Below are 20,160 nucleotides of genomic sequence, written 5' to 3'. Positions count from 1 at the left end.
CCTGCCGCTGACGTTGGTCCCAGCAGGGTTCTCTGTCCCTCTACTCAACATAGAAGGCAGTTCCGAAGCGCGAACGCAAATAAGGATTGACCATGGATGATATCCGCGTTGTCACCGACTTCCCCCGAAACGTGCGTGAGATCGAGAATGTCTGGATTCCAATGCCGGACGGGGTGAAGCTCGCTGCGCGCATTTGGTTGCCGGAGGACGCCGAGGCAGACCCGGTCCCAGCGATTCTCGAATACCTGCCATATCGCAAGCGGGATGGGACTGTGGAGCGCGACCAACTCAACCATCCCTACTTCGCCGGGCATGGCTATGCAGGTGTGCGCGTGGACATGCGCGGTTCGGGTGATAGCGAAGGGGTCTGCAAGGGCGAATATCTCAAACAGGAGCAGGACGACTGTCTGGCCGTGATCGAATGGTTGGCGAATCAATCCTGGTGCTCAGGCAGTGTCGGTATGATTGGCATCTCTTGGGGCGGATTCAATAGCCTTCAGGTTGCTGCCCGCCGTCCGCCGGCACTTAAGGCGGTGATCTCGCTATGTTCGACCGACGATCGATACCAGGATGAATGTCACTATTTCGGCGGCGCGCTTATGTGCGAAAATTTGATGTGGGGGGCAGCAGCTTGGGCGATTGCCATGACCCCGCCCGATCCAGCTATTGTGGGAGAACGCTGGCGGGAGATGTGGGAAGAGCGGCTGAATGGCAACGGGATCTGGCTGCAAGACTGGTTCGCGCACCAGCGTCGGGATGATTTCTACAAGCACGGTTCTATATGCGAGGACTATTCCAACATCGAGGTTCCTGTCTATGCCGTGGGTGGCTGGGCGGACGCATATCCGAACGCCATCTTCCGCATGCTCGAGAACCTGCCGGGACCTCGAAAAGGCCTGATCGGCCCTTGGGCACATAAGTACCCTAACATCGCAATGCCTGGGCCCCGTGTTGGCTTTCTCCAGGAATGCCTGCGCTGGTGGGACCAGTATCTTAAAGGCATCTACACCGGCGTGGCCGACGAGCCGATGTTGCGCGCGTGGATTCAGGATCCTTTGCCCCCCGCCCCGATCTACGACGAGCGGCCGGGTCGTTGGATCGCTGAACCCTCCTGGCCATCAGCGGGCATCGTGGAACGACAGCTGTCACTTTCACCGGGTCTCCTTGCCGAAGGAGATGACAGCGGCGCTGTTCTAACGATCTGCTCGCCATCCACGGCGGGGCTGTCGTCAGGTGTTTGGTGCGCGTATGGCGCAGTGCCCGACCAGCCAATCGACCAGCGCATGGAAGCCGGAAACGCGTTGGTATTCGAAACCGAGCCTCTTGTGGAGGCGATAGACCTTCTTGGCTTCCCCGAGTTTGTAGTAACCCTCTCCTCAGACAAACCGGTAGCAATCCTATCGGCCACGCTTTCGCTGGTGTTCCAGGACGGCGCAGCCACCCGTGTGAGCTATGGCATTCTGAATTTAACTCATCGCCACGGTGACCTTGATTTGAAACCGATGACGCCGGGTAAGGCGGAAGCAATACGCCTAAAGCTGCGGTCATGCGGGCAACGCGTTGAAAAGGGGCAACGCATAAGACTCGCCATCGCCACCAGCCATTGGCCTATTGTTTTCCCGAGTCCAGAGAGGGCGAGTCTCTCTATACATTGCGCCGCCAGCAGGTTGATCTTGCCGGTGCGTAAGGCGAATGCTGTAGACTCCCAACTTGTGCCCTTTCTGGAGCCGGAAAGTGCTCGGCCGATGGCAAGAGAGGTTATCAAGCCTGGTCACCCCTTTTGTCGCGAGGTAATCACCAACCAAGTTACGGGCGAGACAACTTTCCGCATGGCGAGCGACTTGGGGACCGTGGTGGATCCCCGCACTGGAATGATTATTTCGGCTAGGCATAGTGACACACTTACCATGCATCCCGACGATCCGAGCTCGGCGCGCGGTACCTCCATCTGGGAAAAGTCTTACGCCCGCGGTAACTGGAACGTGCACATTGCGCTCTCGGCCACTGTTCGCGCGCTGCGCGACATATGGCGCATCGAGACACACATCGTGGCGAAGGAAGGCGACAAGCTTCTGCTTGAACGAGACGACGTCAAGGAGTTCCGTCGGGATTTAAACTGAACAGACGAATTGGCCCCGCTCAGCCGGGAAACTGACCCTTTCACATCTTTGCTCAATCCAACTATCGAACAAGCAGACAGCAGGGCTAGGTGCTGACGAAATCTCGTGAAGGGATGCGCTAGGGCGCGGACGGTACCCGTTGAGCATATTGATGCGTTCCAAGCGGCGAGGTTCACACGATAGCCGCAATTTCTTAAAGCGAAGGTGCGTCGGCAACGGGGCCGGAACACACGATATGAATTGAATTTATACCAACCGACATCTTTTCCGGCTGCGGCTATCGTTCTCAATAGTATATTCGAAAGAAAAACACAGCCCGTGCACCAACACATCGGTCGCGCCGCCGCCGTGGCAAGACGCCTCCGGCAAGTTACTCGGCAAGGGGAACCAACCATGGAGGACATGATGCAAAGTGTAAGCCGACGCACCTTTCTTAGGGCAGGAGCCGCGCTAAGCGGTGGCATAATCTCTGCTGGCTTGCCATTGTCGCAAGTCATTTGGGCGGCCGAAGGCAAGGTGCTCAAGGTGCGTTCCAGTGGAGACCTCGTCACGCTGGATCCGGCTTTCGTCGGGCAGGCGGCGGAAGTAGACCTGATGAATTGCATCTATTCAAAGCTCACGCGCTACAAGCCAGGCACCGAATGGGGCTGGGAGTTGGAGGCGGCAGACAAGATGGAGCAGGTCGACCCCACTCATATACGTTTTCGTCTCAAGAAAGGCATAAAATTTAGTGGCGATTACGGCGAGTTGACGGCCAAGGACGTAAAGTTTTCTTTCGAACGCGTCATCAAGCTCAGTTCACCCATCAAACCCCAATGGGGCTCTTTAAGTCACGTCGAGTTGGAGGACGACTACAGTGGGGTTATCGTCTTCAACGCCCCATTTGCCGCTGTTTGGCTCGTTCCGCTGCCTTATGCCGTCGGCCAAATCGTTTCAGAGGCTGCGGTAACGAAGGCTACTAAGGACGGCGGTAATTTCGGTGTGAAGCCGCCAGCATTCTCAGGTCCCTACGTGCTGGCCGACTGGAAACCCAACCAGTATGCACTTCTCACGAGAAATCCGGATTGGTCGGGCCCCAAGCCCGGCTTCGACGAAATCCGCATCCTGCCTATTCCGGACGCCAAGGCAGCGGAACGTGCTTATCAGGCGGGCGACGTCGATTTCACCGTCGTCGGTTTGGACTCTCTCGCGGCGTTCAAGAGCAATCCGCCCCCCAATACCCAGATCGCGGAGAGGGCATCGACCCGTTACACATGGATCGGCATGAACATAGAACATCCCAAACTGAAGGACATAAATGTCCGCAAGGCGATCCAATGGGCGATCAATGTATCACAGGTCCTAGATACCGCGTATGACGGTCAGTCGATCGCGGCCACAGGCATTATTCCTCCAGGTATCGTTGGGCATCGCGCCAAGACTCTGGTTCCACCAGAAGGCGATCTCACAAAAGCCAAAGAGCTTCTCGAAAAGGCCGGGGTAAATGATTTGACCTTGACCCTCGATTGTACAAACGACAGCAAGATCTCAGCCATAGCCCAGACCGTGCAAGCACAATTGTCCCAGGCCGGAATTTCACTGGCGGTTAATGCTCGAGATCCCGGGACATTCTGGTCGCTCGGCGTGGAGTCGGAGGGGAACAGCTGGAAGGATGTGCAGCTCTTCATCATGACTTTCTCCGGTCTGCCGGATCCGTACGACTACGTGACTTGGTTCGTGCAAGATCAAGTGGGGATATGGAACTGGCAACGCTTCCGCAGCGAACGCTTTGACGAGCTAAACGCTAAGGGACTCTCCATCGACGATCCCAACGAGCGGGCAAAGCTTTATCAGGAGATGCAGGACCTGATGGAGGATTCTGGTGCATTCCGGTTCCTGACCAATGAGACCAATCCAGTCATGTGTCGGACGACGCAAATGACACCGGCGATGCGCCCAGATGGAACTCCGTTATATATCGATTTCCAGCCGGCTTAAGCTTGAGCGATCGGAACCGGAACTGTGTGGATCTATCTATTGAGACGCGTTTTACTCGCGGTCGCAATTACGGTGATCGCGGTGACGCTTGTGTTCATGATGATCCATGCAGTGCCTGGCGACCCAGCAGTTGCTCTGCTAGGTCCCCGCGCCACGCCTGAAATGATAGCGCACCTCCATCGGGAGATGGGGCTGGATAAGCCGCTTGCCGTGCAGATCGTCATTTTCTTCGAAGGGCTGCTGCAAGGCAATCTTGGTTTTGATGTGTTGAGTCAACGTCCAGTTGCGGACATAATTTTCGAGCAACTTCCTTACACCATCGAACTAATCTTCGTCTCAATTTCGTGGGCGGTGGCGATTGCGGTGCCGCTCGGTTGTTACTCGGCCGTGAGGCGTAACTCGGTCATCGACCAGATCGTCGGGATCATGGCAGTCGCCACGATCGCGATTCCTCCGTTCGTCATGGCTGTCTACGCACTTCTGATTTTCGCTGTCACTCTCCGTTGGTTACCAGCAGTCGGAGCCGGAGACGGTTTTTTGGACGGCCTTGTTCATCTCATTTTGCCAGCCTTCGCCGTCGGGATCGGCTGGGTCGGGTACATCTCCCGGCTTGTACGGGCATCCATGATGGAGATCCTAGGTGAAAACCATGTGCGAATGGCCCGTTCTTTCGGGATTTCCGAATGGCGCATTGTTTCGTGTTACGCGCTGCCGCTTGCGATCCTGCCGACAGTGACGATCCTCGGCGTGGGCATAGCGTGGTTGCTTTCGTCAGCTGTTTTTATCGAGGTCGTTTTCGCAAGACCAGGCATCGGTGCATTGATTGTACAGGCGGTTAACACGCGCAACTATGCAGTCGTAATAGGGGCCGTGCTCGTCACAACTGTTGTCACTGTCTTGGCGACAACGGTGTCCGATCTGATCGCGGCCTCCCTTGATCCTCGAACCCGCGAGAAACTTTAGCATGGCGAGCCTTGAAGCGCTCAGCGAAACTAGCCCGGTGCTAGCGCCCGGTAGCTTTCGCAAGATAGCGCGCCAATTGCGCAATAACCGTCTTGGCGTCCTTGGAGCCGTGCTGGTCGCGATCGTGTTCGCTAGCGCGATCTTCGCCCCGCTCATCACTACGCATGATCCGATCCGCATCATGGTGGGGCCACGTTTGGCGGACCCTTCACGGGCGTTTCTGTTGGGCACCGATCAACTGGGCCGCGACACATTCTCGCGCGTCATGATGGGCGGCCGCATCCCGCTGCTGGTCGCCTTCGCCTCGCTTGGCAGTTCGTTGGCAGCGGGCCTTGTGCTTGGTTTGTTTGCGGGCTTCGGACCGAGGTGGTTGGACAATTTGCTCCTTCTTTTATTTGATACGATCCGCTCTTTTCCCGGCATCATCTTCGCGTTGGCGATTATCGGCTTGCTTGGACCCAGCCTAGCCAGCGTGATTTTTGTCATTGCAATCACCTCTATGCCTATTTATGCGCGGGTCGTGAGGACCCAGACAGAGGCGCTGCGCAACAGTGAATACATCGCCGCAGAACGCACTCTGGGCGCTGGCACGACGCGCATACTCGCGGTGCACGTACTGCCTAACGTCATCGGCCCGCTTCTCATCCTCGTGAGCATGGACGTGCCTGCGGTCATCGCGGTGGAGGCCGGTCTCAGCTTCCTCGGTTTGGGCGTACGTCCGCCCACGCCCGATTGGGGGTCAATCCTCAACGACGGTTACAATTACATCCAGCAGACGCCGTGGCTTGTGATTGGCGGTGGTGTTCCAATCGTCCTCGCAACGCTAGGCTTCACATTCCTGGGTGAGGCGCTACGCGACATGTTCGATCCAAAGTTGCGGAAAGATCTATGATACGACACGATCGGTCATCGCAATCGACCTCACCCCTCCTGGAAATACGTCACCTCAATCTCGACTTCGGAACACCAGAAGGGCGCATTCATGCACTGCGAAACGTGTCGCTTGATGTCGCAGCCGCAGAGGTGGTCGGCATCGTCGGGGAAAGCGGATCCGGAAAGTCGACGCTTGCGTATACAGTGATGGGCCTGCTTTCGGAAAATGCCGATGTCACAGGTGGCGAGATCCTGTTTGAAGGGCGAGACCTGCTGAAGATGCAGGCTCAGTCGCGGCGTAGCCTGCTTGGCGACCGACTTTCCATGGTTTTTCAAGATCCGATGACTGCGCTTAATCCTGTGCGGACCATCGAGAACCAGATGATCGACATCCAGCACCACGAGCAAAAAAGCCGGAGTGAAAAGCGTGTTCGTGCCATCGACATGCTACATCGGGTCGGAATTCCCGATCCGCAAACCCGGATCGGCGCCTATCCGCACCACTTTTCCGGCGGCATGCGTCAGCGGATATGTATTGCGATGGCGCTGCTTGTAAGACCTGCGCTCCTCATCGCCGACGAGCCGACGACTGCGCTCGATGCAACACTTGAAGTCCAGATCATCCATCTGCTCAAAGGTCTCCAAAGGGAGATCGGATGCTCCGTCCTGTTCGTATCCCATCATCTCGGAGCTGTGGCTGAGTTGTGCGACCGGGTCGTCGTCATGTATGCCGGCGAAGTGGTCGAACAAGGTGATGTACGCAGCATATTCCGCAATCCCGGCCATCCCTACACACGCGCCCTGCTTGAGTGCGACCCGGGGCGGCTTAAACGAACCACACGCACGTTGCCGACCATTTCCGGCGAGGTACCCAGTCTCCTGGGCTTGAAAAAGGGGTGCATCTTCAGCGCGCGATGCCCGCAGGCGTATGATCGCTGTCTCCAGGAACAGCCAGTCGATCAGCCCATTAGCGTAGGGCAGACGGCACGATGCCATCTGCTCGAAGAAAATCGGCTGGCTTCGGCATGAGCGCCCTCCTCAGCGTTCGGGACCTCTGCGTCCGCTTCCGCACGATGGGGCCGCTTAAAGCGCTCGCAACCGGGACAAAAGCCCCTTTCATCGACGCAGTATGCGGTGTTTCGTTTGAAATTCATAAGGGCGAGACGCTGGCCCTTGTCGGCGAAAGCGGCTCCGGAAAATCTACCGTCGCTCGCACGATGATTGGCCTGCAGCGGGCGGTGAGCGGCAGCATCAGATTCGATGGGCAGGAACTCACGGGCCTAAGTGCGGTAGAACGCAAGCCCTACTTGCGGCGCATGGCGATGACGTTCCAGGATCCGATCGGTTCACTCTCGCCAAGGCTGACGGTGCGATCGCTCTTGACCGAGCCTTTCCGCATCCATGGGCTGAAGGATGGCGATTTAGGATCCGAAGCGACGCGCCTGCTGCGGATGGTGGGGTTGCCGGCCGATTTTGCTGGCCGGTATCCTCATCAGCTCTCCGGAGGTCAAGCCAGGCGCGTCAGCGTGGCGCGTGCCCTAGCGCTCAATCCGGACTTGATCATCGCCGATGAGCCGACCGCCGGCCTGGACGTCTCGGTGCAAGGCGAGGTGCTAAACCTTCTCACGCGCCTGCAAGACGAACTAGGCATCGCGATCATGATAATCACGCACAACCTCAATGTAGTGCGCCACATAACCGACCGCATGGCGATCATGTATCTCGGCCGCTTCATTGAAGTCGGCACGACCCAGAGTATTTTCCATCAGCCAAGCCATCCCTATACCGAAGCGCTGCTTGCGGCCAATCCCGAGCCCGACCCAGACGCAGTGCTCAACAGGATTGAGCTCAAGGGCGAAATGCCCAGCGTGATGAACCGACCATCCGGCTGCGAGTTCCACACCCGCTGTCGTTACGCTCAAGACAACATCTGTGGCCGCGTCGCTCCCCAATCCTCAGTCAGCCTGCAGGATCCGGAGCACAGCTTCAGATGCCATTTCCCGTTAAGCTCCAATTCTTTGACCTGCTGAACCGTCATCCAGCGGAAACCGGGGGCCGATTTGTTTGCAATTTTGGCTTGGCTTAAGCAATTTGTGAAAGGCGCGAAAGCCCTTCACCAGCACAACCGCCCCTTAGGGTAATGCATCGGCATACGATAGCGGGTCTAATAGCCGAGCGATTCGGGATGTTCCAGCCGAAACCCCGCGCTAGCGACGGCGTAACATAAAAAGGGATTGGCTCACTGGCTTCGTAACGGGGGAACTGCGTGGAAGGACACCTTCCGCGCGTGTCCACGACTTAACTGTCCCGCATAAGCACTGCCTGGGTTCGCAGGCCCAAAGACGGGCGGGGCGTATGGCGCTCGGTGGGCAAGTGGGGAGGGAGGAGTCCACGGTTCAATGAAGGGCTCAGAAGAGGATCTTTCCGCCGGTGCCCTAAAAGCCGAACAAAATCATGCCGCGCATCAAATCGAATCTGGCAGCCAGACATCTTATCCTCGGGCAGCCGGTGGCTTTCCCAGGTAATAAACGCCTATGAAGTGGCAGTCTCCTCTATACGTCTCCCGCAAGCTCCAAATTCGTTCTGGCTTAGCGGTTCTGGGGACGCTTCTTGTCGGAAACAAGCCGCAGTTCTCGCTCAGCCCAAAACTGGCTTGCATTCGAGATATAATGGGGTTCCATCCGGGCGCATTGCGGCCTGAACCTTGGTTGTGCGATACACGACGGGAGTGGCCCCGTGGGTCAGGAATCGGAAATCCCCAGATTCCTCCATGAGGTCCTGCATCTCCTCGTAGAGCTTTCCACGCTCATTAGGGTCAGCGATGGAGAGCCCCTTGACGTTGAGCTCGTCATAACGTTCGTTGCGGAAACGTTGCCAATTCCAGACGCCGACCTGAGCCTGCGTGAACCAGGTCACATACTCAGACGGATCTGGGAGTCCGGTGAAACTCATGACGAATAACTGCACATCCTTCCAGTGGTCTCCTTCCGATTCCATTCCGAGCGTCCAGAACGAACTGGAATCTCGGGTTGGACCTCCAAGGAAATACCGATCTGCGACAATTGTGCCTGAACTGTCTGGGCTATAGTCGACGAAGTGCTATCGTTCAGGCAGTCGATGCTCAAGGTCAGATCAGTGACACCAGCCTTTTCCATGAACTCCTTGGCCTTCGCGATCGCCTTCCGGCGGGATGAGCGCCTTCTCACGATGTCCGACAACTCCGGGGGAACGGTGCCGGTTGCCAGCACCGCTTGGCCGGCGTACGCTACATCTAGGATCTGTGGGACATCGATAGCCCATTGGATCGCCTTCCGGACATTGATGTCCTTCAGTTTGGGATGATCCATGTTAATGCCGACCCAGACGTAACCGGTTGAGGGCTTTTGTACTATCTCGCTACCGGGGGGCGGATTGCTCCTGAAAGACGCAAGCGATTCGACACTGATACTAGTCAAATCGACATCGCCTGCCTGATAAGCGCGTTCAGCCGCCTTAACATCGGGAATAGGAAAGATGCGGATTTCGTCAAAGCCGGGCCTTAGGCCCGACCAGTCCGGGTTCCGGGTGAGAATGGTATATTGATTCGGCTTCCAATCGGCCAGCACATAGGGACCGGAGAACGCAGGGGGCTTCATGCCGAAATCACCGCCGTCCTTATTTGCCCGCAGCACGGCCTCCTCAGAAACGATTTGGCCCGCCGCGTGAGGCAGTGGAACGAGCCACACAGCTGCATCGGGCCTCTTGAATACAATGACACCCGTATAGTCATCCTCAAGCTCGACCCGATCAAGCAGCTCCCAATGGGGCTTCATGGGTGAATTTAGTTTGACCACGCGCTCGAACGAGAACTTCACGTCCCGAGCAGTCATTTCGCCGTAGCCGCGGTGAACTTGATGCCCTTTCTGAGGCGGAAGCGGACATGTGTGGGGTCCACTTGTTCGATCTTTTCCGCCGCCTCTAACTCCCAGCCCCAATCGGAGCCTGACTTATACGCGTGAGCTTAGAATAAATACAGTGCATCACGTCCACTTCCGCGTCCGTTACAACGAAAGCGGGATCTAATTTGCTGAGATCGGCATTGGCACGCGCGTTTAGAACCTTGCTTCGGCAGCCCAGATGGCCTGGGTGAGCGGCATACCCGAGGCGATGATGCCCCACCAAGCGCGGCACCAGCTTTGAAGAGGTTCGACGGCTAACAATCCCAGCAATATTCGTCTTCATATCCATTCCCCTTATCTGCCAAGCGGTGCTGCTTTCGTTGCGATACATCCAATCAAATGTTGAAAGCTGCTGACATCTAAAACGCGCGCTAGCGTTTCCGGCATTCTTTGCGAAGCCTGGACTTAGGCAAGGCTTGGCGAAATTTCCTCCTGGCGTTTGGCGACAAACGCATCGAGTTCCTCGCGCACGGCGGGGTCCATCGGCGGCTGCTCGTAGCTCGCGATGATTGCTTTCGCCTTCTCCCTGCAGCGCTGTGCCATGTCCTTGGAGCCTTTGACCTTCCACTGCTCGTAGCTTAGGTAGTCGAGGATCTCCGGCGCGATGAACGCATCCTTGAAGCGCTTGAGCGTGAAGGAGTCTCCGAGATAGTGGCCGCCGGGGCCAATGCGGCGCACAGCTTCGAGCGCATCCTCGAAATATTCGAATGATATGCCCCGGGCGTATTTCTCGATGAGCAGGTTCTGTTCAGCATCGGCGACGAATTTCGCCATGCAGCACACACCAGACCGGCTTCATCCCAGCCGCCGGCATGCATCATAAGGTTCGAGCAGGCGCTGGCGCCGGACATGTAGGCAATGGCTGATTCATAACCGGACTGGGCATCGAAGGTTTTGGCGGAGGATTGAGACGCAGTGGTTCGCCACGGCACGTTGTAGCGCCTTGCCAGTTGTCCGATGACGGCGTTGATCAGAGTGACTTCCGGCATGCCGGACATGGGGGCGCCGCTGCGCATCGACACCGAGACGGAATATTGACCGTAGATCATCTTGGCGCCTGGCGCGGCAAGCTGAGTATAGGCCAGAGCGGCGAGCGCCTCCGCATTCAACTGGGCGATCGTGGCGGGGATGTCGGCGGGAGTGTTGGCGGCACCGAGCACGAATGGAGACAGCAGCACGACCTGGTTTGCGTCGACGAAGGCGCGAAGGCCTTCCAGCATGGTCGAATCCCAGACAAGCGGCGAGTTGCCCGACACGTGACCGATCATCACCGCATTCTGATCCATAAATGCCTTGCCGTGCACGATCTGGCCCATGGCGATCGAGTCGTCGGCACGCTGCTTTCCGGTCGTCAGACCGAAGAAAGGCATGTTGGGTTTCCACCAGGCTCGAATGATTGATGTGCAGATGGCGCCATGGCACGGCGATGTCGGTCGGCTCGCAAGTGAACCCGCCGGCGATATGGAAACCGGGCAGCATCTGGGTCAGCCGGTTCATGTTCCGGAGATCCTCGATCGTGGATGCGCGCCGCACGCCCTGAAGATCGCGAATATTTGGCGCACCCTGCATGACGCCGAAAGTCATTGTGTCTGGCGCGATCTCGAAACGCTGTGACGGATCGCGAGACGTCATTTCAAAACGGGGAGGGGCTTTGGAGATGAGGTCCATCACCATGTCGCCCTCAAGGCGAACACGGTGTTCACGGACATCCGCACCGGCTTCTTTCCACTGCCTGATTGCCGTCTCGTCTCTGAATTCGATCCCGATCTCGCGCAGGATAGCCAGGGAAGCCTGGTGGATGCGCTCAAGCTGCTCGGCAGTGACCGCCTCTACCGGCCGGATGCCGTACTTGATGGTTGACACACGTGGCTTTCTTTCAGCCTCCCGTGCTGCAACGACCGAAGAGCGGCCTCCGCGGCGTCGGTTTACGGGAACGTCAGTGTCCATTCAGAGCCTCACCCGCGACAGCGGAACGACCGGCATCCCGCATTAAACACTCGTGGCTCCGCCGTCTAAGAAGGCGTGCCTGACTTGTTCTAATGATGATAGGTGCCGGCAATTGGCCTGAGAAGGGCAAAAGGTTTCGCCAGTCTTAATCCCACTTTATGTCCAAGGCCCTCGGGCGAAGGCGCGCGCGAGGCAATAAGTCGGGATGAGGGCCATTCAGGCGCTGGCGGAGTTCTTCAGGTTGAGTAACGCCCCAGTCAACTCACGTTGGCATAGTATAAATCAAATCATAAAAAGGTTTTATAACCTTGATGCAATGAAGTCAACATGCATTCAAGTTGATGGGCCTACGCTTTAGACTTGGTTGGTGAAAATAATACGAGCTGAAACTCAGAGGTTTGTTCTAAGGCTGTTGATATTCATGATTGAACGAAGCCGCTAACGCGGCATTTGGCGGATCGGTTTGCGGGTGACGCTTCTGTTTTGAAGAATTGCGGCTGTTGAAGCGCAATCTCGAGAACAGGAGCAATGAGATGGTCGAGTTGAGCCCACTTCGCCGGCGCATGATCGAGGACATGACGATCCGCAATCTTTCGCCGGCCACGCAACGATCCTACGTACGCGCGGTGGCGAAGTTTTCCCGCCATTTCGGCCGCTCTCCGGACCGGCTTGGCCTTGAAGACGTCCGCGCCTTCCAGGTGCATCTGGTCTCAACGGGCATTTCCTGGCCGGCGCTGAACCAGACGGTGTGCGCACTGCGGTTCTTCTACGGCGTGACGTTGGGCCATGCCGAGATCCCGGAGCGCATTGCCTACGCCCGCTCGCCACGCACGCTGCCGGTGGTGTTGAGCGCCGACGAGGTGGTCAGGTTCCTGGAAGCGGTCCCGAGCCTGAAGACGCGCACGGCCCTGACGACAGCCTACGCTGCTGGCCTTCGAGCCTCGGAGACCGTCGGCCTAAAGGTCGGCGACATCGATAGCGAGCGCGGCGTCATTCGGGTCGAGCACGGCAAGGGCGGCAAGGACCGCACCGTGATGCTGTCGGCGCAGCTTCTGCGGATCCTGCGGATTTACTGGCGGCTGCGAAGCCGCAGGACGGCTGTTTCCCGGCCGCGGCGCCGATCGCCCTATCGATGTGCAGGTGCTGTATTCGGCCTGTCGCTCGGCGCGTGCGGCCGCCGGCATCGACAAGCGGGTGAGGTCGGCGGTGGCTCAGATACCAGTAGGTCGCATAGATGTTGACGTGGCCCATGTAGGTCGCAAGCGCCGCCATATGCGCGCCGCTTCGGCTTCGATCCGCCGGAGTGCCTTGCAGTGCGCGTACCGCAAACGTGTGCCGCAGATCGTGCAGGCGCGGACGGCGCTTCGCCGCCGGTACGATACCCGCCCTGTCGATCATCCTGTCGAAGGTCTCTTTGACCCCGATGTAGCGCAGCGGCAGACCACGCGCGTCAACAAACACCGGATCAGTCTCGGAACAGGGCCGGTGATGCGCCACATAGCCCTTCAAGCCCGCTACGGCCGTCTCATGCAGCGGCACCAGGCGGGTTTTCCGGAACTTGGTCTCGCGGATCAGCAGGCCGTCGCGCGTCACGTCGGCGACCGTCAACTTCAGCGCTTCGGAGATCCTCAACCCGGTGACTGAGAGCAGTGCGATCAATGTCGCGTAGGTCCGTGAACGCAAGCTGCCTTTGGGTCGAAGCCGAAGAGCGGCCTCGATGAGGTGATCGATCTCCGCTGCTAAGGAGATATGCGGCGGGCGCCGCGTCTTGCGGGCGCCGAAGTGATTAACCGGCGGCAGCTCATGCCGGGCGTCTTCAACCCGCACATGACGCACAAAGCGGCAGGCAGCTTTCAGTCGAGCATCGCGTTGCGCGACAGACGGTCCCCGCGCCGCCCAATCGATTGCGGTTTGCATTTGCCCGCGCTCGGTCGCAAAGGCGGCAAAGCTCCTGAGCAGGTATTCCGCATTCAGCATCGCAAATCCAGTGGCACGGCGGAGCGCCAGATAAGTGTCGATGGCCTTCAACACCAGAGAACCTCCGGCCAGGGCTGCGCGATTTGCTTCAGGAGCGTGACATCGATCTTGGCGTAACGGGCTGTCGTGTCGATGCCTCGGTGCCGCAGGACCAACCCGATCTTCTCAAGCGGAACGCCATGGCGCAGCATCTCGGTCGCCGCCGTGTGTCGCAGGACGTGCGCCCCCTTGACTGGGCGCCACGATGCCGGCCCGCTGCATGAGGCGTTTCACCAGCGACGAGATGCCGTCACCGTTCCGGAACGGTCGAAACGGCGCGATATTGCGGAGGAACACATGATCGCTCGGGCAGGTCGAAGGGCGACACGCGAGGTAGTCGGCGATCGCATCCCCGACATCTTGCGGAAGCGGCAGACGCACCTCGTAGCGCGACTTGCCCGAGACCCGCAGCGAGCCCGTCTCCCACTCGATGTCGTCAAGGCGGAGTTGCGCCACGTCGCCGGCCCGCAGCCCGAGGCGCACCAAGAGCAGGACGATCGCGCGATCACGCCGGCGCGCAACGACTTCGCCATCGCATGCCGCGATGAGCCGGTTCACCTGCTCCGCCGCTAGATCTCGCGGCAGGTCGGCAAGCCGCCAACTGGCAAAGCCAGGAACGACATCGGCGAGACCTGTTCGGCAGCGGCCTTTGACGGCAAGATACCGCAAGAACGCGCGCAGGCTGGTCGTCAACTTCTCCACAGTTCCATTGCCGCAATGGCTCGCGCGGTCCAGGAAAAAGCTGCGGATAGCGGCTGGTTCCCACCTTCTTTCATAGTGCCGTCATCAAGTGGGCGGCATCGCGGGCGTACAGCTTGATGGTGGGATCGGACGCCCCGCGGTGCTTGCGCAGCCACACTTTGAAGTGAGCACTAGTCGCGGCTCGGCACGCAGCAATGCGGCAGCGGCGGACCGGCAAACGCCGATTTCGGCAAGGTGCAGGCGAAAGAGTCTGGCGCCGAAAATGGTGTGGTGGTTGCGACGCCCTCCCATCGCACGCGGACATCGACAAGTGCGCAAGTGCTCGCTGAACATCGCCAGATCAATGTCGCTGAGCATTGCCCCTTGCCGCCACGACATGGCCGAGGTGCGCTGCCGCCCGCAAATATCGCGCGGCCGTCCCGGCGCTATAGCCCTGCCGCTCGAGCGCGGCCGCGAAACTGTCGAGAGACGGTCCGCTTGGCCCGCTCCGCAGATGCCCCAGCAGCTTCGATGCCGAGAAGTCGTGCCGGTATCAGCATTTTCCGGTGAATTGTTGCGCTCTTTGTCTCCATAACAGCGCGGTCGTGCGCCTCCGTCAGCTCGGCCAGCCGATGGCCGGCCACAAACGGAGACGAACATGTTGGAGACTTATACAATCGCCGCTTTATCGAAGCGTTGCTTTGGATTGTGCGGACAGGAAGTCCGTGGCGCGACCTTCCCGCCTTCTTCGGAAGCTGGAACAACGTTTTCAGGCGCTACCGCGATTGGGTCAAGGCTGATGTTTTCATTCGGCTTTTCGAGGCCTGTTCGGATGAACCGGATGAACCGGACATGGAATGCGCCACGCGCAAAAGGGGGACTCAAAGCAGGCCATAGGCCGCTCCAAGGGCGGCATGACAACCAAAATCCTGGCACTCACCGATGCACTTGGCAATCTTGTGCGCTTTGGCCCGGCCAGCGGTTCGATACCGTGGGTGTCGCACCGCTCATCGATGGTGTCTGTTTCGGTGACTTGATCGCCGACAAAGCCTTCGATAGCAACGCCATCATTGCCGACCTGAATGAGCGCGGCGCCAAGATCGTTATTTCACAGTATTCACGTCGTACTTTTCCCCTGCCGCTCGACAAGGAACTCTACAAATGGCGCCACCTAATCGAGAACTTCTTCGCCAAAGTCGAGGAATTCAAGCGTATCGCCATGCGCGCCGACAAAACCGACCAGAGCTTCGCAGCCTTCATCAATCTCGCTGCTGCCGTCATAAACTCACACTGAATCTCAACAAGCCTTAGGCCATCAAAGCCTCATCAAATGGGCATGTCGTGAGATTTTCAACTCCGCTCTCGGTCACCAGCACCTGCTCTTCGAGCTTCACGCCTTCCCGCCCACCGACGGCACCGATATAGGCCTCGATGCACAAGGTCATCCCCGGCTTGAGAACATAGTCGAATGCTCCCGGGATAAAGTCTTCAGGATATAGGATTGCGGGATACTCGTCGCACAGACCAATGCCATGCATCATGACCCCATATCGCTGCTCGACGAACTGCGCGGGGAGCTTGTGGCTACGCTGCGTGAGTTCGGTGAAAGAGACGCCCGGCTTTAGCATGGCCATGTTTGCAGCTACGTGCTCGTATGCGATGGCGTGCAGCCTTCGCTGTTCGTCGGTGGGTCGGCCGTCACCGCAGTGCCAAGTCCGGGAAAAGTCGGCACACATGCCGTACGGGCCTACCATATCGGTGTCGAAGGCGACGAGGTCTCCTGAGACAATGCGACGAGGGCCGGCCTCCTGCATCCAAGGGTTCGTGCGCGGGCCGGAAGTTAAAATGCGCGTTTCGATCCATTCGCCACCACGTGCGATGTTTTCGGCATGAAGAACCGACCAAAGTTCCGTTTCGGCTTTGCCGGGCTGCAAGCGTTCTCGCATTTTGGCAACGGCAATCTCGCAGGTTGCGAGAGAGCAGCGCATGGCGTTGATCTCGTCGATTCCCTTAATGGCCCGGGCATGCTCCATGAGCTGCATGCCGTTGCAAATCTCGACACCAACTGCATCGAGCGCGCGCAGGCCGGGGATTTCGATCTTGTCGACGGCAAGACGGCGGTTTTTGCCGCCAGAGCGGCGCAGCAGTTCGTCAATTTGCCCGGCAAAGTCCCTGGCGATTGCATCCTCTTCGTCGCCGGCGACAAAATAGTAGAAGCCGGCGCCGCCATCCCGGATTTCATCAATGAGCGGCAGATAAGTGGACAGGTGGCCGCAACGGTGGAAGTCCCAGAGAACGACATACCCATCTGCCGATATGAACACAGCTCGCGACGGATTGTGCATGATCCAGATGTGCATGTTTGATGAATCGGTCGCATATCGTATGTTCAGCGGATCGAAGCAGAGCACGCCTGCATAGTCCCTTTGGCGGAGCTGCTGAACAACCCGATCAAGACGGGTCTTGCGCATACGATCAAGGTTGGGCGTGGTCAGGCCCAACGCTGCCCACTCCGCAAAGGCGACGTCCGTCGGGCCGATTTCAACCCGATCGTTGTCATCCAGGCTCCCATCCGGCTTAAGTGCTTTTGCCACTCGCGTGGGATCAATTTTGCGGTTCACAATCGAAAACGAAGACATGTTAGGCCCCTTGGTGGCTCACTCTTGCCCGGATCTAAGACCGGATTCCATGGATGCTAAAGGCGGAAAAAAACATTGCTCGACATAAAATCGATTCATCTGAATTCTAGTCTAGTTTCTTTCCGGATGACGACGATCGGCGAGTAGCAGATGTTTCGCTGAGTTGTTGCGTGCTCTCGATCTTGGCTCGGGAGAGAACGGGGAACTTCGGTGGATGCAGCGCACCAGTCGTCGTCGTTCGGCGTGTTCCGTGGACACAGCGATCCTACCTGCGGGTGCACCTGATCTTGACCGTGGCTTTAACGAACTGATGCCGACGCGCTCGGCGCAACTGCGATCGCGCGCGCGGGGCCGACCATGTTGTCTCGGGCATCCTCGATCAAGAAGGCTGAATAGACGGCTGCCAACGTGGTGCAGCGTCATGCCCCCCTCGCACAGAGGGGCGTCGAAGCTTGCCCGAATCGCCGGTCGAGCAACCCGGGTCCAGTTTCTTTTATCGGTCACGGTGACGCCCGCTTCTGCCATTCCCCGGTCCTGTAATCACGCTGCCGTTTCATCGCCATCTCCATGAGCTCGCTTTAGCCTGTCACTCGCTGGTGCCTAATCGGTCAACTCATCTGCTTACGTCAGGGGTGGAACCTGCTTGACAAGGAACCTGAGGCAGCGCGACTATGAGGACCCCCCTCCGGTCGTAAGGGAACGCTATTTCTGCGGGAGTAAATATGCCCTATCAGCTAGATACACGTTCCGAGGCTGAGCGTTCGTTGGAAGAGAAATGCTATGCGATTTCGACCCTACTGATAACGACTCCGCTAGTCGGCTTGCTTTTTGCATTTGCGTCCCAGGGGACAAATCTTTTTGACTCAACTAACCCGGAGGCGGCCTTTCTCCAAAGTTATTCGATCGTGCTGCCGCCGCGGTGAGCCAGAGCGAATGCCGTGGAAGGCCGCAAAGGCATCGGACGCCACATCTGTCCTACAAGACCTCAAATGATCCTAATCACCGATTACCGGAAATGGCGTGATTGACCATCGTATCATGTCGGCAGCGCACTGTACTATTGCTTCGGTCTGTGCAGCGCTCGGTGAAGAGGCGAAGACATGTCCAATACAATCTCGGAAATCGCCGTTCCTTAAAATCGGGCTCTTGGGTTCAACATACAATTTGACCTCGGCGACGCCTGGTATAGCCGCGGCGCGACAGTAGCCACGGATCCAATCGAGTGTACCATCACCTTCAGCAACCAAAAACCGCGCGGCCGCAGCATGCGAATGCATTCTGCGTAAATTCCATTCCTCTCCAATGACAAGCCTGAGGTGCTCGGTAACAAGGTCAATGCCGTAAGCGAGCTGAATTAGTTGAGGAGTGGGCGTACCAGCAAGCCGTGGATTCACCTCAATGACAACCGGGCCCCGTTTCGTCCAAACAAATTCAATGTTGGTTGGCCCCCAGCCGAGGTCGAGGGCTCGCAAACAACTGAGCGAAGCGTCTACGATAGCCCGGTGCTCGTTATCCGTCAGCAGGGCCGGGTAGGAGCACCCGCGCAAGACGAAATGCGGTGGTTCGCCCCAGTCAATGGCGGCGATCCCAATGACCTCACTTCCCATCACCTCAGCGCTATAATGGGGACCTTGTACGCATTCTTCGACCAACATCCTCGGCGAAGACTCGCCCATCAGATAGGGTGGATGTATATGCTTCCGGCCCAACAGATAGGTCGTATGTTCGGCTAATTCGTCGACATTGCGGCACAATTTAACACCCCTGCTCCCGGTCCCCACAGCCGGCTTAAGAATCGCCGGCAGGCCAATCTCGGCTACAGAGCTTTCTACGTCCGTCGCGTTCGCTGCCAAACGATAAGCAGGTATCGGCACGCCGGCCTGGGCGAGGAGCTGACGTTGAGCGAATTTGTCGCAGCATCCTCCGATCGATTTCGGCTTTGGTCCTGGTAAATTGAAATACTGGCAGAGCTTGCCAACAGTTGCATAGACAGAGTCCAAGGCGCCCGTAATGCCAGCTATGTGATAGATCGTACGCAGTCGGGAACATTCGAGGATCAGCGTATCGGGATTGTCCGTATCGACACGGATTGCTTCAATGCCTTCGGCCGCAAGATAGCCGTACTGAGCTGGATTGGCTGACAGCAAGATTGGATGGAGGCCAAGACGCTGGGCGGCTTGGACAAATAGCAGACCCATGCTTCTGTGGCCTTCAATCAGGATGAGAGCTCTTTTTGCCATTTGGCGGTAACTCCAACTTTCCGTGTGCGGCGGTCTCAGACATGGACGATGCTAGCATTGCGGTCGCCGGGCAGTTGCTAATTTTTTGTAAATATAGGTGCAGGACCGGTGCAATATTTAGGTCCAGCTGTGTAGTCCGGAGTCTCGGAATTGCCCAGCGGGGTTCCGTTGCAAAGGTACCAGTTTTACAAGTCTGTGATACTGCTCCCGTGAGCTAACACTTGGCATTCAAATGTTCGCCTGAGTGGTCTCGAAGATGGTGCTGAGAGATTGGCCCGTGCAATCCTGACTGGGGGTTACTGGCGTCCCGACGCGAGTTTGAACCTCCGCCGCTGATCGCTGACCGAGAGCTACGTCTTGTTTCGGAGCCTGCCGCCTCGATTGGGGATGGGCTTCGTTCGCAAGTCCGGCAGTTGCAGAGGATCAACAATGTCAGTAGCGTCGTCGCAACCGCCATCATCGCCGTCGGCGCCACCCAGTTCGTCCCTCGGCCATTTAACTAACAGGCTGGGGGCATGGCGGTCGTGGGCTTACTGAGCAACCCGATCATTCGGTTGATTTCGGTCGTTGCGAGTTGCAGGCGGTTGACAACCGCGCCGCTAGGCTCTGCTCTTCTCTTCGGGTGACTCGATAGAGAATGAGCCCGTCATGGCATTAGTCACCGCGTTTGTCCGAACCGACCCGGCCTCCATCCATTGGTTGGGCTTCGGACATTCTTGTCTAACTTGGGACAAAAGCCATTTGCTGATTTGTCCAGGGAAGGCTC

At 57.9% G+C, this 20,160-nt stretch carries 13 protein-coding genes and 5 pseudogenes; 8 read left to right on the top strand and 10 right to left on the bottom strand.

Annotation, left to right across the window (positions count from 1 at the left end; genetic code table 11):
- Positions 1 to 92 precede the first annotated feature (92 nt).
- From SLT36_RS25835 to SLT36_RS25810, 6 genes are all read left to right on the top strand, one after another.
- Complete coding sequence (locus SLT36_RS25835) at positions 93 to 2,120, top strand: CocE/NonD family hydrolase (RefSeq protein ID WP_432284920.1); 2,028 nt, start codon at positions 93 to 95, stop codon at positions 2,118 to 2,120.
- Between the two features lie 393 nt (positions 2,121 to 2,513).
- Positions 2,514 to 4,097 (top strand): ABC transporter substrate-binding protein, encoded by a 1,584-nt coding sequence (locus tag SLT36_RS25830; RefSeq protein WP_432284919.1) that lies wholly within the window; start codon positions 2,514 to 2,516, stop codon positions 4,095 to 4,097.
- 24 nt (positions 4,098 to 4,121) lie between these two features.
- Positions 4,122 to 5,060 (top strand): ABC transporter permease, encoded by a 939-nt coding sequence (locus SLT36_RS25825; protein ID WP_432284918.1) that lies wholly within the window; start codon positions 4,122 to 4,124, stop codon positions 5,058 to 5,060.
- Between the two features lies 1 nt (position 5,061).
- Entirely contained in the window at positions 5,062 to 5,952 is an 891-nt protein-coding gene (locus SLT36_RS25820) for an ABC transporter permease (RefSeq protein WP_432284917.1), read from the top strand.
- Positions 5,949 to 6,962, top strand: a complete 1,014-nt coding sequence (locus SLT36_RS25815) for an ABC transporter ATP-binding protein (protein WP_432284916.1) — start codon at positions 5,949 to 5,951, stop codon at positions 6,960 to 6,962. Before SLT36_RS25820 ends, SLT36_RS25815 begins: the two co-directional genes overlap by 4 nt.
- A complete protein-coding gene (locus SLT36_RS25810; protein ID WP_432284915.1) occupies positions 6,959 to 7,963 on the top strand; it encodes an ABC transporter ATP-binding protein in 1,005 nt (334 codons plus the stop codon). Before SLT36_RS25815 ends, SLT36_RS25810 begins: the two co-directional genes overlap by 4 nt.
- 607 nt (positions 7,964 to 8,570) lie before the next feature.
- Here the strand turns inward: SLT36_RS25810 and SLT36_RS25805 are convergent.
- The 5 genes and pseudogenes from SLT36_RS25805 to SLT36_RS25785 form a co-directional block, all read right to left on the bottom strand.
- Positions 8,571 to 8,885 (bottom strand): hypothetical protein, encoded by a 315-nt coding sequence (locus SLT36_RS25805; RefSeq protein ID WP_432284914.1) that lies wholly within the window; start codon positions 8,883 to 8,885, stop codon positions 8,571 to 8,573.
- A complete protein-coding gene (locus SLT36_RS25800; protein ID WP_432284913.1) occupies positions 8,882 to 9,802 on the bottom strand; it encodes an ABC transporter substrate-binding protein in 921 nt (306 codons plus the stop codon). The genes SLT36_RS25805 and SLT36_RS25800 overlap by 4 nt, the downstream gene beginning before the upstream one ends.
- Before the next feature lie 474 nt (positions 9,803 to 10,276).
- Positions 10,277 to 10,645, bottom strand: coding sequence for a trimethylamine methyltransferase family protein (locus tag SLT36_RS25795; RefSeq protein WP_432284912.1), 369 nt, complete (start codon positions 10,643 to 10,645; stop codon positions 10,277 to 10,279).
- A gap of 68 nt (positions 10,646 to 10,713) precedes the next feature.
- Positions 10,714 to 11,187 (bottom strand): annotated as a pseudogene (locus tag SLT36_RS25790) (trimethylamine methyltransferase family protein); the annotation flags it as partial.
- A gap of 115 nt (positions 11,188 to 11,302) precedes the next feature.
- Positions 11,303 to 11,818: pseudogene (locus SLT36_RS25785) on the bottom strand (trimethylamine methyltransferase family protein); the annotation flags it as partial.
- Between the two features lie 533 nt (positions 11,819 to 12,351).
- Between SLT36_RS25785 and SLT36_RS25780 the strand changes: the two are divergent.
- Positions 12,352 to 13,015: pseudogene (locus SLT36_RS25780) on the top strand (tyrosine-type recombinase/integrase); the annotation flags it as partial.
- Positions 13,016 to 13,084: 69 nt separating this feature from the next.
- Here the strand turns inward: SLT36_RS25780 and SLT36_RS25775 are convergent.
- From SLT36_RS25775 to SLT36_RS25765, 3 genes and pseudogenes are all read right to left on the bottom strand, one after another.
- A pseudogene (locus SLT36_RS25775) lies at positions 13,085 to 13,735 on the bottom strand (tyrosine-type recombinase/integrase); the annotation flags it as partial.
- Positions 13,736 to 13,842: 107 nt separating this feature from the next.
- The gene (locus SLT36_RS25770; RefSeq protein ID WP_432284911.1) at positions 13,843 to 13,986 is read right to left on the bottom strand and encodes a hypothetical protein; all 144 of its coding nucleotides are present in this window, start codon (positions 13,984 to 13,986) and stop codon (positions 13,843 to 13,845) included.
- Positions 13,961 to 14,527, bottom strand: coding sequence for a tyrosine-type recombinase/integrase (locus tag SLT36_RS25765; RefSeq protein WP_432284910.1), 567 nt, complete (start codon positions 14,525 to 14,527; stop codon positions 13,961 to 13,963). Before SLT36_RS25765 ends, SLT36_RS25770 begins: the two co-directional genes overlap by 26 nt.
- A gap of 579 nt (positions 14,528 to 15,106) precedes the next feature.
- On the opposite strand from SLT36_RS25765, the pseudogene SLT36_RS25760 reads away from it, so the two are divergent.
- Positions 15,107 to 15,809, top strand: a pseudogene (locus SLT36_RS25760) (IS5 family transposase).
- Positions 15,810 to 15,822: 13 nt separating this feature from the next.
- On the opposite strand, the gene dddP reads toward SLT36_RS25760, so the two are convergent.
- The gene (gene dddP, locus SLT36_RS25755) at positions 15,823 to 17,154 is read right to left on the bottom strand and encodes a dimethylsulfonioproprionate lyase DddP (RefSeq protein WP_432284909.1); all 1,332 of its coding nucleotides are present in this window, start codon (positions 17,152 to 17,154) and stop codon (positions 15,823 to 15,825) included.
- Between the two features lie 995 nt (positions 17,155 to 18,149).
- A complete protein-coding gene (locus tag SLT36_RS25750; RefSeq protein ID WP_432284908.1) occupies positions 18,150 to 19,394 on the bottom strand; it encodes an ATP-grasp domain-containing protein in 1,245 nt (414 codons plus the stop codon).
- Positions 19,395 to 20,160: the final 766 nt, after the last annotated feature.

Origin of the sequence: Aminobacter sp. BA135, assembly GCF_050859125.1 — a bacterium.
Taxonomy (GTDB): Bacteria; Pseudomonadota; Alphaproteobacteria; order Rhizobiales; family Rhizobiaceae; genus Aminobacter; species Aminobacter ciceronei.
Note: the sequence above shows the minus strand (reverse complement) of the source record. Positions and strands in the feature narration are given on the sequence as shown.